Source organism: Cellulomonas fengjieae (assembly GCF_018388465.1).
GTDB classification, from domain to species: Bacteria; Actinomycetota; Actinomycetes; order Actinomycetales; family Cellulomonadaceae; genus Cellulomonas; species Cellulomonas fengjieae.
In genome coordinates this window covers 1,515,864-1,528,795 of sequence record NZ_CP074404.1, presented here as the reverse complement: position 1 = coordinate 1,528,795, position 12,932 = coordinate 1,515,864, and the positions used below count along the sequence as shown (strand labels likewise).

12 protein-coding genes are annotated in these 12,932 nt (G+C 73.2%); 4 read left to right on the top strand and 8 right to left on the bottom strand.

Features of this window, described 5'->3' with window-relative positions:
• Positions 1–73 precede the first annotated feature (73 nt).
• Genes KG102_RS07050 through KG102_RS07040 form a run of 3 tightly spaced genes read left to right on the top strand, consistent with a single transcriptional unit; the run spans position 74 to position 4,640 of the window.
• Entirely contained in the window at positions 74–1,075 is a 1,002-nt protein-coding gene (locus tag KG102_RS07050) for an AAA family ATPase (RefSeq protein ID WP_208289137.1), read from the top strand.
• Positions 1,075–2,322 carry a DUF58 domain-containing protein gene (locus KG102_RS07045; protein WP_208289138.1) on the top strand — a complete coding sequence of 416 codons (1,248 nt, stop codon included), beginning with the start codon at positions 1,075–1,077 and terminating at the stop codon, positions 2,320–2,322. Before KG102_RS07050 ends, KG102_RS07045 begins: the two co-directional genes overlap by 1 nt.
• Positions 2,319–4,640, top strand: coding sequence for a transglutaminase family protein (locus tag KG102_RS07040; RefSeq protein WP_208289139.1), 2,322 nt, complete (start codon positions 2,319–2,321; stop codon positions 4,638–4,640). The genes KG102_RS07045 and KG102_RS07040 overlap by 4 nt, the downstream gene beginning before the upstream one ends.
• On the opposite strand, the gene KG102_RS07035 is transcribed toward KG102_RS07040, so the two are convergent.
• The 3 genes from KG102_RS07035 to KG102_RS07025 form a co-directional block, all read right to left on the bottom strand.
• The gene (locus tag KG102_RS07035) at positions 4,585–4,974 is read right to left on the bottom strand and encodes a DUF3040 domain-containing protein (protein WP_208213824.1); all 390 of its coding nucleotides are present in this window, start codon (positions 4,972–4,974) and stop codon (positions 4,585–4,587) included. The genes KG102_RS07040 and KG102_RS07035 overlap by 56 nt on opposite strands.
• A 39-nt stretch (positions 4,975–5,013) precedes the next feature.
• The gene (gene dinB / locus KG102_RS07030; RefSeq protein ID WP_208289140.1) at positions 5,014–6,288 is read right to left on the bottom strand and encodes a DNA polymerase IV; all 1,275 of its coding nucleotides are present in this window, start codon (positions 6,286–6,288) and stop codon (positions 5,014–5,016) included.
• Positions 6,289–6,424: 136 nt separating this feature from the next.
• On the bottom strand, positions 6,425–6,889 hold the full coding sequence (locus tag KG102_RS07025; protein ID WP_208213826.1) for an SAV_6107 family HEPN domain-containing protein: 465 nt from the start codon (positions 6,887–6,889) through the stop codon (positions 6,425–6,427).
• 149 nt (positions 6,890–7,038) lie between these two features.
• On the opposite strand from KG102_RS07025, the gene KG102_RS07020 reads away from it, so the two are divergent.
• A complete protein-coding gene (locus KG102_RS07020; protein WP_208289141.1) occupies positions 7,039–7,926 on the top strand; it encodes a spermidine synthase in 888 nt (295 codons plus the stop codon).
• 48 nt (positions 7,927–7,974) lie between these two features.
• On the opposite strand, the gene KG102_RS07015 is transcribed toward KG102_RS07020, so the two are convergent.
• The 5 genes from KG102_RS07015 to KG102_RS06995 all read right to left on the bottom strand — a co-directional run bounded on the left by KG102_RS07015 (position 7,975) and on the right by KG102_RS06995 (position 12,757).
• A complete protein-coding gene (locus tag KG102_RS07015; protein ID WP_055921997.1) occupies positions 7,975–8,178 on the bottom strand; it encodes a cold-shock protein in 204 nt (67 codons plus the stop codon).
• A 260-nt stretch (positions 8,179–8,438) separates the two neighbouring features.
• Entirely contained in the window at positions 8,439–9,374 is a 936-nt protein-coding gene (locus KG102_RS07010) for a PAC2 family protein (protein WP_208289142.1), read from the bottom strand.
• Positions 9,375–9,439: 65 nt separating this feature from the next.
• Positions 9,440–9,880 (bottom strand): response regulator, encoded by a 441-nt coding sequence (locus KG102_RS07005; protein ID WP_208213829.1) that lies wholly within the window; start codon positions 9,878–9,880, stop codon positions 9,440–9,442.
• A gap of 13 nt (positions 9,881–9,893) precedes the next feature.
• Positions 9,894–11,591: a sensor histidine kinase gene (locus KG102_RS07000; protein WP_249667506.1), complete on the bottom strand. Its 1,698-nt coding sequence runs from the start codon at positions 11,589–11,591 to the stop codon at positions 9,894–9,896.
• Complete coding sequence (locus KG102_RS06995) at positions 11,588–12,757, bottom strand: PP2C family protein-serine/threonine phosphatase (RefSeq protein WP_307802485.1); 1,170 nt, start codon at positions 12,755–12,757, stop codon at positions 11,588–11,590. The genes KG102_RS07000 and KG102_RS06995 overlap by 4 nt, the downstream gene beginning before the upstream one ends.
• Positions 12,758–12,932: the final 175 nt, after the last annotated feature.

The window sequence follows — 12,932 nt, the reverse complement described above, 5'->3', positions numbered from 1 at the left end:
GGGGGTACGGACAGCCGTGAACTCCGGGCGCCTGCCGTTTAGGCTCAGAGCCAGATCCGCCAAAGGAGGCGTCATGCTGCAGGCTGTCCCGTCCTCGACCGAGCTCGACGACGTCGTCGAGACCACCCGCCGGATGCGCGCAGCGATCGAGGGCGTCGTGACGGGACGCCCCGAGCTGGTGCGCGTCACCGTCGCCGTGCTCCTGGCGGAGGGCCACCTGCTGATCGAGGACGTGCCCGGTGTCGGCAAGACCACGCTGGCCAAGGCCCTCGCGCGGACGATCGACTGCACCGTCGGCCGCATCCAGTTCACGCCGGACCTGCTGCCCTCCGACCTCACCGGGGTCAACATCTTCCGGTCGCAGACCCACGAGTTCGAGTTCCGCCCGGGTCCCGTCTTCGCGCACGTCGTCATCGGCGACGAGATCAACCGCGCCTCGCCCAAGACGCAGTCCGCGCTGCTGGAGTGCATGCAGGAGGCCCAGGCGACGGTCGACGGGCGCACGTACCCGCTCCCCCGGCCCTTCCTGGTCGTCGCCACGCAGAACCCGGTCGAGATGGAGGGCACCTACCCGCTGCCCGAGGCGCAGCGCGACCGGTTCATGGCCCGCCTGACCGTCGGCTACCCCAGCATCGAGTCCGAGCTCGACATGCTCGACCTGCAGGAGACCTCCGACCCCCTCGACACCCTGCGGCCGGTCACGGACGCGGCGCAGGTCAAGGCGCTCATCGAGACGGCACGCCGGCTCTTCGCGGCACCGGGCATCAAGCGGTACGTCGTCGACCTGGTGACCGCGACCCGCGAGGACCAGGGCCTGCGGCTCGGCGCCTCTCCACGCGCGGCGATCCAGCTGCTGCGAGCCGCCAAGGCGCTGGCCGCCATGGACGGGCGGGACCACGTCCTGCCCGACGACGTGCAGCAGCTCGGCGTCCCGGTCCTGGCGCACCGCCTGCTGCCGAGCACGGAGTCGCGGCTGTCCGGGCGGAACACCTCCGACATCGTCGCCGACATCCTCGACCGTGTCCCTCTCCCGTCGGCGGCCGGCACCGTGCGCGCCCGCCGCGCGATCGGCTGATGCGACTCCGCCCGACCCCGCGCGGCTGGGCGCTGGCGGCCGCGGGCGTCGTCGCGCTGCAGATCGGTGTCGTGCTCGGTGCCGTCGACCTGGTCCGCATCGGCACGCTCGCCCTGCTGCTCGTGGTCGGCGCCGCCGTGGCCGTCGGCCTGCTGGACCCGGGACGCGGGAAGCACCGGCTGAGCGTCCAGCGGCGCACCACCCCGAACCCGGTGCACGCCGGTGAGGAGGCGCAGATCGAGGTCGTCATCGCCGCCACGGACCCGGCAGCACGCGTCCGCCTCGCCGGCCTGAAGTTCGCCGAGCAGGCGGCCACCGAGCTCTCGGGGGGACGTCCGCTGCGCGCACGGGTGGCACGCGCCCCGCGCCAGGTCACCGTGACCTACACGGTGCAGGCGGCGCGACGCGGCCGGTGGCCCCTCGGCCCGCTCGTCGTCACCCGCAGCGACCCGTTCGGCGTCGTGCGGACCTCGGCGACGCTCGGCGAGCAGGCCGAGGTGTCGGTCTGGCCGGCCGTCGTCCCGCTGCCGTCGCCGAGCGACGTGCTCGTCGGCGAGCCCGACCGGGTCGCCATCGGCGCCCGGACGCCGTCGACCGACGACGCCTCCCTGCGTGACTACCGCGAGGGCGACGACCTGCGGCGGGTGCACTGGACCAGCAGCGCTCGCCGGGGTGCGCTCATGGTCCGCTCCGACGAGCGCGCCGGCATGCGCCCGGTCTCGATGCTGCTCGACCTGCCCGCGCGCGCGGCGAGCCTGGAGTGGTCCATCTCGCTGGCCGCGTCCATGTCGCTCGCCATGCTCGACGGGGGCCACCCCGTCCGGTTCGTGAGCGGCTCCCCCGACGGCGCGCGCCCGTACCCCCTGGGGTACGTGCACGACCGCTCGGGCCCCGGCGCCCGCAGCGCGGTCCTCGACCGGACCATCGACCTCGAGGCGCCCCGCACCGCCGCGCAGGGTGAGGCCGAGCTGGTCTCCGCGGCACACCTGCTGCACTCCACCGACGCGGGCGGTGAGATCGTGCTCGCCGTCCTCGGCCCGCTCGGCGCCCCGGCACGGGCAGCCCTCGCCCACGTCGCCGACAACGCGCTCGCGTGGGCGGCGGTCCGGGCCGACACCCCCGCCCAGGAGGCGCAGGCCGAGCACACCATCAAGGCACTGCGCCGGGCCGGGTGGCGCGCGTGCCGGGTCACCGCCGGGGAGCCGATCGTGAGCTGCTGGCTACGTCTGCTGGGGTCGGCGCAGTGACCGGCCGCGTGCAGCGCATCCCGCGCGGGCCGCGCTCGGCCCTCGGCACGGCCCTGGTGGCCGCGGCGACGTGCGCGAGCCTGTTCGCCCTCACCGGCCTCATCGTGCGGGGCAGCTGGCTGCCCGCGACCTGCGTCATCGTGCTGGTCGTCGCCGCGGTGGTGGCCGGGGTCCGCGCCGTCACACGGTCCGCGTGGGCGCCGACGCTCGCCGGCACGGCGGTCGCCGTCGTCGTCCTGCTGGTGCGGTACGGGGCGCCACCCGGGCGCCTCCAGGTCCTGCCCGACCTCGGCTCCCTCGACCGGACGCTGGCGACGGCGCGCGAGGGTGTGGCCCTCATCAACGCTTCCCTGGTGCCGATGGCGGGTGCCCGTCCCGCCGAGCTCCTCGTCGTCACGGGTGCCCTCGCCGTCTTCCTGCTCGCCGACCTGGTCGCCCTGGGCATCGGGGCGCCCGCGCTGTCCGGCCTCGCGTTCGCGTGCATGTGGGCGCCCGCGGTGGTGCTCGGCTTCCCCGCGAGCGGGTGGGCCATCGGCTGGACCGCCCTGTTCTACCTGCTGCTCCTCGCGCTGAGCGCCGCCCCACCGACCGCCCACAGCGACCGCGGGCGCCGCGCCTCGGTGGCGGTGCTCGCCTCGGTGTCGCTGATCATCGCGACCCTGCTGGCGGGTCCGGCCGTGGCGGCGTTCCCGGGCTGGGCGACCATGAGCATGCCGAGCTTCGGCAGCGGACCCGTCGGCCCGATGTCCCTCAGCGACGACCTCGACCTGCGCGAGAGCCTGGGCACGCGGTCCGGTCAGGTGGTCCTGCGGTACACCGTCACGCCGGAGACCGCTCCCGAGGCCGCACCCCAGGCCGACGCCCCGACGCCCTCGCCGTCGGAGAGCGCCGCGGGTGACGGCAACGTCACCGCCAACGACGTGGGTCCGCTGCGCGCCTTCACGCTCACCACGTTCGACGGCAGCGTGTGGGACCGGTCCGACTCCCTCGACCTGACCTCCTGGGACCCCACCACGCTGCTGTCGTCCGACCCGGAGATCCGGGGAACGGTCCCCGACGCCGAGCGCGGCACCCTGGCGACCGTCCAGCTCGAGGTCGGCAACATGCGGGAACGTCGCCTGCCCGTGAGCACCTTCCCCCGCACCCTGGACGTGCCCGGGCAGTGGGAGTACGACCCGGCACGCGACGAGGTGATCGGTCGCCGCGGCACGTTCGACGGCATGACCTACGGCATGCGGGTCCAGATCCCCTCCCTGACCAAGGAGGACCTGGCCGGCGCCGACGTGGGCGAGCCCGACGACGACGGCGCCTCGCTCGAGGTGCCGCAGACCGCGCACACCGATGACGTCTCCGCGCTCGCCCGGGAGATCACCGCGGACGCCAGCACGCCGTACGAGCAGGCGATGGCGCTGCAGACGTACTTCCGGGCGACGACGAACTTCACCTACGACACGCGCGTGGCCCCCTCGCAGTCCGACGACGCCGTCTGGGACTTCGTGCAGTCGCAGCGCGGGTACTGCGTCCAGTTCGCGACGTCCATGGCGATGATGGCTCGCACGCTGGACATCCCTGCTCGCGTCGGCGTCGGCTTCCTGCCCGGCGACTCCGACCGCAACGGGGGCTACGTGGTCTCGGGGCAGAAGGCGCACGCCTGGCCGGAGCTCTACTTCGAGGGGCACGGCTGGGTCCGGTTCGAGCCGACGCCCGCGGTGCAGACCGGCGCGCCGCCGCGCTGGAGCGACCCGTTCGTCGGCGTGTCCGCCCCGGCCGGACAGCCCGACGACATCGTCCCGCTGCCGGGTCAGGGCAGCACGGCGTCGGCGGCCCCCGGGGCCCAGTCCTCGCCGGGCGGTGCGGCTGACGACGCCCAGGCGTGGATGCCGGTGGCGATCACGGTCGCTCTCGTGCTGGGGGTGGCCGGCCTCGCGCTGGCGCTGGTCCGGCGCCGGACCCGGCTGCGCTCCGACCTCACGCCCGAGCGGGCCTGGCAGCGTGCGCGCCGCCGGCTCGGGGCCAAGGGCGTCTCATGGACCGACGCGGACTCCCCCCGCACCGTCGTCGCGTCGGTGCACGAGCAGCTGCGGACGACCGCGGGAGCACCCCTGAGCGGCCCCCCGGCCGAGGCGCTCGAGCGGTTGGCGAACACGGTAGAGCGGGAGCGTTACGCGAGGGTGCAGCCGGACGTGGAGCCGGCCGTCCTGGCCGGCTGGGTCGCCGAGATGATGCGGGGGGTCGAGACGCTGCTCGACGACCGCTCCAGGCTCAGCGACCGCTCTCGCCGCGGCGTCGCTCCCAGCGCTCCTCGAGACGGGACATGAGACCGGGCTTGCGACGACCCCGCGGCGCTGCGGGCTTGACCTTGCCGTCCCCCTGCACGACGCCCTGAGGCCCGGCGCGGTGGGGAGCTGCGAAGGCGAAGGCAACGGCACCGAACATGACGAGGAAGCCGATGACGCCGAGCCACGGAAGACTGTTCGCGGCTCCGAGCACGAGGAGGAGCAGACCGACGGCCGCACCGACTCCCGCTATGACGTAGCGGCCGAGCGGGCGGTGCCCGCGCTGGGTCAGCGTGTTTGCGAGCCGAGGGTCGTCAGACGTCAACTGCCGTTCCATCTGCTCGAGCACGCGCTGCTCGTACTCGGAGAGAGGCATTCTGACCCCCGTTGTCAGCGATGTGGACGTGCCTTCCGGTCAGGATAGATCCGTCGGAAGGATGGTGATAGTCGAGCCGGACGATACCCCACCAGACTGAGAAAGACCGGCCTCGATCGACCGCCGACCGAACCTCTCGCGCACGCGGTCCATGGCCCGCTCGGCATCACCACGCGCCTGGACCTGATCGTCCGACGCCTCCACGAGGGTGGGTTGCCGGATCGTCACCGCGGCGGGCGAGAGTCCCTCGGCGCGAACCCCGACGAGCCGCACCGGCAGACCGCCCAGATCGACGCCCGCCAGCAGCTCACGGGCCGTCAGGAAGACCTCACGGCCGACGTCCGTGGGGGTCACCAGCGTCCGGGACCGGGTCAGCGTCCGGAAGTCCGCGGTGCGGATCTTGATGCCGATGGTCCGGCCGACCAGCCCCTGGGACCGCAGGCGCACCGCGCACCGGTCCGCCAGCTCGCGGGCCTTGTCCTGCACCACCGCGAGGTCGGCCACGTCCGCCGGGAACGTCTCCTCGGCGCCCACGGACTTCTCCTCCCGCCCGGGCACGACCGGCCGCGGGTCGCGCCCCCAGGCGAGATCGACCAGATGGGCGCCCGTCACCCTGCCGACGGCGCGCTGGACCGTGGCCGGCTCGCTGTCGGCGAGCTCCGCCACCGTCCTGATCCCCCAGCGTGCGAGGGCGGCCTCGGTCTTCTCCCCCACGCCGCCGAGCGCACCCACGGGAAGGACCCGCAGGAAGTCCAGCGTCGCCGCTCGCGGGACCAGCAGGACGCCGTCGGGCTTGGCGTGACCGGACGCGAGCTTGGCGACGAGCTTGGTGGAGCCGATGCCGACCGAGCAGGTGATGCCGAACTGGTCCCGCACCTGCCGGCGGATCGCCTGGGCGATCACCGTGGGCGGACCCAGCCGGCGCCGCGCGCCCCCGACGTCGAGGAACGCCTCGTCGACGCTCACCTGCTCGACCAGCACCGTGACGTCGTTGAGCAGCCGCATGACGCCCGTGGAGACCTCGCGGTACGCGTCGTGGTCCGGCGGCACGACGACCGCCTGCGGGCACCGCCGCAGGGCCGCCGCCATGGGCATCGCCGAGTGCACGCCGAACGCCCGGGCCTCGTACGTCGCGGCCAGCACCACGGCGCGGGTCGTGCCGCCGACGATCACCGGGAGCCCCCGCAGGTGCGGGCGGCGTGCGAGCTCCACCGAGGCGAAGAACGCGTCCATGTCCACGTGGAGGATCGAGCAGCCGACCTCCTCGTGGCCCCAGTCCCGCGCCGCGGCCACCGACCGGGGGGCGCGGCTCATGGCTGCGCCGGGTGGCCAGGCCCCCGGAAGGGCCCGCGGAGGTGCCCCTCGCGGCGTGCGCTGCAGGACGCGCGGCGAGGCGCGTGGCAGCGCCCCTGCCAGGGCCCTCGGGACGCGCCGTGGGCGCCCCCGGCGCTCATGACACGCGCTGCACGCGCATGCTCAGCGTCCTGCCGGTGAGTCCGCCGCCCTCGGCCGTCACGAGCTCGCGCGCCGCGTCGACGAAGTCCTCCGCAGCGCACAGGGCCTCCTCCGCCCGCTGCGGCCCGACGAGCTCGAACCGGCCCGCATCCACAGCGGCGCGCAACGACGCGGCCTCCGCGAAGTAGGTGGACCAGGAGCCGAGCTCCGGAGCGACGACGCCGAGCATGCTCCAGACCGTGCGCGGTGCGCGCCGCCCGGACGGGGTCCCCCGGGCGGCCACGACCGCGGCGCCGGCCCGGAGCGCGGCCAGGTGCGCGTGCGACAGCTGCTCCCAGGGCTCGGAGGAGAACTGTGCGGCGAGCAGCTCGGCATCGGCACGACCGAGCAGCTCGAGCACCCGGGCGGGAACCGGCGCCGCGGCCGGGCTGCTGTGGGTCCGTTCGAGCTGCTCTCGCATCGCGCCAATCCCTTCCGTGTGCGTCTTCGAGGTCCGGCTCGTGCCGGTCCTCTGTGTGCGGCTGTCGTGCCCTCCGACGGCGTACTCCGTCAGTATCGAACACCTGTTCGATGCCGTCAACCCCGTCCTCCGCGCCGTAGCGTGGGGCCATGGCTGCCCGCGACCGTTCCGCCCGACGCAGTCCAGCCTCGCACCGAGCACCCACACGACCCGCGGGGCGGGCGCTGTGGCCGACCGGCCCGCTGCCCATACCGACGGGCACCGTCGAGCTGACGCGGGACCCCGACGACCCGGACGGCGTGACCGTCCTCGTCAACGGCGTGCCGAGCTCGTATCTCGACCTTGCCGATCCCACCCGGCTGGTCTTCGAGTACATGCAGCAGATGGCTGCGGTGATCGAACGGGTCGAGCCGCCCGGCGGACCCCTCGACGTCGTGCACCTGGGCGCCGCGGGGTGCGCGCTCGCCCGGGCGCTGGACGCGTCGCGGCCCGGGTCGAGGCAGCTCGCGGTCGAGCTCGACACCGTCCTGCCCGAGCTGGTGCGGGGCTGGTTCGACCTCCCGCGGTCCCCCGCCCTGCGCATCCGGGCGGGGGATGCCCGCGCGCAGCTCTCGACGCTCCCGGACGCCTCGGCGGACGTCGTCGTGCGGGACGTCTTCGCCGGCGACAGGACGCCCGACCACGTCCGCACGCGGGAGATGGTGGCCGAGGTGGCCCGGGTGCTGCGTCCGGGCGGGCTGTACCTGGCCAACTGCGCGGACCGGCCGCCGTTGGCCGGCGCCCGCGCGGAGGGTGCGACGCTGCGCACGGCGTTCGCCGACCTCGCCGTGGTGGCCGAGCCCGGCCTGCTGCGGGGCCGGGGCTACGGCAACGTCGTCCTCGCGGCGACGGACGACCCCGACCTCCTGTGCTCGGCGGCGCTCGCCCGCGCCATCCGCAGCCTGCCCGCCCCCGCGCGGATGCTGCACGGTGCCGAGGTCACCGCCTTCGTCGGGGATGCCTCGGCGCTCCGGGACGCCCCCGATGCCGTGACATGACGACGGACCGCACCCTGAACGGGTGCGGTCCGTCGGGCGAACGTCAGATCAGATCGGGCGGACGCTCTCGGCCTGCGGCCCCTTGGCGCCCTGCGTGATCTCGAACTCGACGCGCTGGCCCTCGTCGAGGCTGCGGTAGCCCGAGGAGTCGATCGCGGAGTAGTGGACGAAGACGTCGGCACCGCCGCCGTCCTGGGCGATGAACCCGAAGCCCTTCTCAGCGTTGAACCACTTGACAGCACCCTGTGCCATGTTCGTTTTCCTTCTGTCCCACCGGTGACGGCGCGGGCCTTCTGCCTGCGCCGTGCCGCAATGCCTCACGTCCTGCACCGGGTGGCCCAGCCAAGGACCACTGGTCGGAACCGACCCCCGGACCGAGACCCGGATGACGACGCCGGTCAAGCGAGTACGTCACTGCAACGTGTGCATCCTTCCATCGCCCCCACGCGCAGCGCCATGGTTTCGCCCGCCCGGCTCACAGGGTTTGACAACGATCTGGTAAAGGTGCCGCCTCAGCCAGGGCTGCTCTCGTCGCCCTGCTGGGCAAGGAACCGCTCGAACTCGGCCCCGAGCTCGTCCGCGGTGGGCAGGTCCGTCGACCCGGCGAGGAGGCTCGTCCTGCCGATGTTGCGGGTGAACGAGTCGTACTGCTCCTCGAGGGCGTGCACCACCGCGGCGACCTCCTCGGAGCCGGCCACCTGCCGCTCGATCTCCTGCATGGCCTCGTCCGCCGCCGCGGTCAGCGACTCGACCCGGAGGTCCAGGCCGGTGGCCCGCTCCACGTTGGTCAGTGCCGTCTGGCTCGCCTGGGGGAACGCCGACTGCGCGAGGTAGTGCGGGACGTGCACCGCGAAGCCCACGGCGTCGTGCCCCGACTGACCGAGCCGCAGCTCGAGCAGGGCGCTCGCGCTGGCCGGCACCTGCACGGTGCCGAACCACGAGGTGTGGTCGGCGACGAGCTCGGGCCGGGTCGCGTGGGCGGTGACCGACAGGGTGCGCGTGTGCGGGATGCCCATCGGGATGCCGTGCACGCCGACGGTCAGGGGCACGTCGAAGCGCTCCACGATCTGCCGGACGGCGGCGACGTACCGCTCCCACTGGACGTCGGGCTCGACGCCGTGCAGCAGCAGGAAGGGCACTCCCGCGCCGTCCTGGACCAGGTCGACGACCAGCTCCGGGTCGTCGTAGGACGACCACGTGGTCTGGTCGAACGTCATGACGGGCCGCCGCGACCGGTAGTCCAGCAGCTGGTCGACGTCGAAGGTGGCCAGGCGCGTCGTGGGCAGCTCGTCGACGAGGTGCTCCGCGGCCAGCTGACCGGCGTTGCCCGCGTCCACGAACCCCCGCACGGCGTGCACGAGCACGGGTCCCGCGCCGTTCACGGTCCGCGCCTCGACCTGCGCGGCGACCTCCGGGTCGACGTCGTAGATCTCGCTCGGGTTCAGCATGGTGGTTCGCTCACTTCCGTCCGGGTGTACCAGGAGAACGCCCACCCGCTACCAGTTCTTCCCGGTCAGCGACCCGGAAGCCGGACCACCTCGACGAAGAACTCGTCGATCTGGCGCACGACCTCGATGAACCGGTCGAAGTCCACGGGCTTGGTGACGTAGGCGTTCGCGTGCAGGGCGTAGCTGCGCACCACGTCGTCCTCGGCCTCCGAGGTGGTCAGCACGACCACCGGGATGGACCGCAGAGCCGCGTCCGCCTTGAGCGCCTGCAGGACCTCACGGCCGTCCATGCGCGGCAGGTTGAGGTCGAGCAGGATCAGGTCGGGCGTCGGCGCGTCGGCGTGCTCGCCCTCCTTGCGGAGGAACTCCAGCGCGCTGACCCCGTCGGACACGACCGACAGCCGGTTGCGGACCTTGTTGTCCTCGAACGCCTCGCGGGTCATGAGCACGTCGCCGGGATCGTCCTCGACGAGGAGGACGTCGATGATCTTGGTGGTGTTGGGCATGCTGGATCTCCGTTCAGGACTCGGGGGTGGCGTGGTCGGCGCGGTCGACCGGTTCAGCGGGCGCCACCGGTTCGACTGCTTCGGCTGTTGATTCGACGGGTTCCACGGGTTCGGCTGGATCCACTGGTTCCGCTGGATCCACTGGTTCCGCTGGTTCCGCTGCCGGCAGCGTCCAGTGGATGCGGGTGCCGTCGCCGTCGTGCGGCTCGATCCAGATGCGGCCACCGTGGAACTCGACGATCTTCTTGCACAACGAGAGACCGATGCCGGTGCCCTCGTAGACGTCCTTGGCGTGCAGCCGCTGGAAGATGACGAACACGCGTTCCGCGTACTGCGGGTCGATCCCGATGCCGTTGTCGCGACACTCGAGCTCCCACGCCTCCCCCACGCGGGTGGCTCCGATGTGGACGGTGACCGGCCGGGACGGTTCACGGAACTTCACGGCGTTGCCGATGAGGTTCTGGAAGAGCTGGACGAGCATCGGCTCCTCGCCGCGGACCACCGGCAGCTCGTCGTGCGTCACCACGGCGCCGGACTCCTCGAGCGACTCGCTGAGGTTCTCCAGCGCGTCGCCCAGCACCACCCCGAGGTCGACGTCGGACACCTCGCCGCCCAACCGTCCCACGCGGGAGAAGCCCAGCAGGTCCTGGATCAGCCGCTGCATGCGCTTGGCACCGTCCACCGCGAACGCGATGTACTGGTCGGCGCGCTCGTCCATCTGACCGCCGTAGCGCTTCTGCAGGAGCTGCGTGAAGCTCGCGATCTTGCGCAGCGGCTCCTGCAGGTCGTGCGACGCGACATAGGCGAACTGCTCGAGGTCGCGGTTGGACCGGCGCAGCTCCTCCGCCTGCTCGGTGAGCAGCGCGTGTGCGCTCTCGAGCTCGGCGCGCGACGACTCCATGGACCGGACCTGGTCGACGAGCGCGACGCGCATCCGCTCGACGTCGACCGCGAGCGCGGAGATCTCGCCGGGGCCGACGCGCCCGACCGGGTGCTGCAGGTCACCCGACGAGACCGCCCGCGCGTCCGCTGCCAGGGAGTCGAGCGGCTTGAGGATCCAGCGCCGGAGCGTGATCCACATCACCACACCGACCGCGACGGCGGCCAGCACCAGGAGCACGACCATGCCGGCCGCCACGAGCGTCCACGTCGCCAGCTCGTCCACGGCCTGGCTGCGGCGCTCCCGCAAGAGGTCGATGTACTCCTGCGCCGCGGCGCGCGCCTCGTCGAACAGCACTCTGCCCTGCTCGATCTCCTGCGTGGAGACCGCTCCGACCCCTCCCGCGCGGACCTCGTCCATCACCGGGGTGGCGAACTCGTCGTACCAGTGTCCGCTCGCGTCCGCGGCCGCCCGCGCCGCGGCGGTGAGCCCGGCGTCGTCGCCGCGCGCCTCACGGTCCGCGAGCACGCGGAACGAGAGGTCGTCCGCGACGGACCGGTCGTAGGGCTCGAGCGTCACGGGGTCACCCGTGAGCGCGTACCCGCGCACCGCCGTCTCGGCGTCGATCAGCTGGATGAACGCGCCGTCCGCCTGCGTGATCGCCGTGAAGTACTTCTCGGTGACGGCGTCCTGAAGGTCGAGGAGCCGCCCCAGCACGAGCACCGTCGCCAGGATGACGACGGCGAGGGCGAGACCGGCCGCGATGATCGCGGTCCGCAGTCGTCGGCGCAGCGTCCAGCGACGCCGCCGCGGCGTCTGGTCACCGCTCACCCACGCCACCCGAGGACCACGACGGCCGCGTCGTCGACGAGGTCGCCCCCGTGCAGCTGCCGCACGTCGTGCAGGACGCGGTCGACGAGATCGCCCTGCGCCACGACAGCGGCATCGACGATCCGGAGCAGGCCGGTCTTGCCGACCCGGTCGGAGCTTCCCGTGACCGTGGCCTCCAGGACGCCGTCGGTGTACAGCAGGATCCGCCAGGAGGGACCGAGCTCGAGCCGGACCGGAGCCCAACCGCCGGAGACGGGGATACCGAGCGCCCGACCGCGCCCGTGCGTGGGCAGGAGCGCCGAGGGCTCGCCGAGCAGCAGCGGCACGGGATGCCCCGCGAGGTAGAGGTCCACCGCGCTGCGGTCCGCCGTCACGTCGAGCATGCAGACGGTCGTGAAGATCTCGGGGCGGGCGCGTTCGGAGATGAGGACGCGCTCGAGCAGCCCGAAGATGTCGACCGTGGGCACCTCGGCGAGCACGAGGGTCCGCCAGGCCGTCCGCAGCGTGGCACCCAGCGCCGCCTCGTCGGGACCGTGCCCGCAGACGTCGCCCACCAGCGCGAGGACGGAGCCGTCGGGACGTTCCACCACGTCGTAGAAGTCACCGCCGAGCACGCCGTCCCGCCCCGCGCGGTACCCCACCCGTACCTCGAGCCGCTGGTCGACCACCGACGGTGTGGGCAGCAGCGCCCGCTCGAGCCGGTTGACCTCCTCGGCGCGCACGAGGCTCCGGTAGAGCGCGCGGTCGGTGTCCTCGAGGCGGCGGCGCTGGATGGCGTAGCGCACCGAGCGCCCGAGCAGCTCGCCGTCGACCTCACCCTTGACGAGGTAGTCCTGCGCGCCGGCCGCGACGGCCTGGAGGCCGATGTCGGTGCCGGACAGGCCGGTGAGAACCACGACCGCGGGAGCGCCGGCCGCCAGCAGCCGCTCGAGGGCGCCGATGCCCATCGCGTCCGGCAGGCCGAGGTCCAGGAGGACCAGGTCGACGTTCAGGTGGTCGATCGCCTCGTCGAGACTACGGACCCACGAGAGGTCGACGTCCAGCCCTGCGTCTGCCAGGTGCTCCCGGACGAGGACGGCGTCGCCCTCGTCGTCCTCGACGAGCAGCAGCCGGATCGGAACGGGCGTGGCCGCACTACCGCGGCGCGTCTCGCGCTCGGCCCGCACTTCGCTCAACGGGGGTCTCCTCCCGATAGTTCACCGGCCGGTTTCTCGACAGGTCACCCGAAGCGTAGGGGGCGCGACCTGGTGCTGCGCACCATCTCACCCTCCGACCTGCGCTCCCGACCGGTCAGCCGTGTGCGAGCGAGCCCGCGAGGCCGGATAATGGACGGTCGCTCCG

Excerpts from the sequence above, each read along its gene's own strand:
- KG102_RS07050 (WP_208289137.1), top strand. The coding sequence starts at position 74 with ATGCTGCAGGCTGTCCCGTCCTCGACCGAGCTCGACGACGTCGTCGAG.
- KG102_RS07015 (WP_055921997.1), bottom strand. The coding sequence starts at position 8,178 with ATGGCACAGGGTGCTGTCAAGTGGTTCAACGCTGAGAAGGGCTTCGGG.
- KG102_RS07035 (WP_208213824.1), bottom strand. The coding sequence starts at position 4,974 with ATGCCTCTCTCCGAGTACGAGCAGCGCGTGCTCGAGCAGATGGAACGG.
- dinB (WP_208289140.1), bottom strand. The coding sequence starts at position 6,288 with ATGAGCCGCGCCCCCCGGTCGGTGGCCGCGGCGCGGGACTGGGGCCAC.
- KG102_RS07045 (WP_208289138.1), top strand. The coding sequence starts at position 1,075 with ATGCGACTCCGCCCGACCCCGCGCGGCTGGGCGCTGGCGGCCGCGGGC.
- KG102_RS07020 (WP_208289141.1), top strand. The coding sequence starts at position 7,039 with ATGGCTGCCCGCGACCGTTCCGCCCGACGCAGTCCAGCCTCGCACCGA.
- KG102_RS07005 (WP_208213829.1), bottom strand. The coding sequence starts at position 9,880 with ATGCCCAACACCACCAAGATCATCGACGTCCTCCTCGTCGAGGACGAT.
- KG102_RS07025 (WP_208213826.1), bottom strand. The coding sequence starts at position 6,889 with ATGCGAGAGCAGCTCGAACGGACCCACAGCAGCCCGGCCGCGGCGCCG.
- KG102_RS07010 (WP_208289142.1), bottom strand. The coding sequence starts at position 9,374 with ATGCTGAACCCGAGCGAGATCTACGACGTCGACCCGGAGGTCGCCGCG.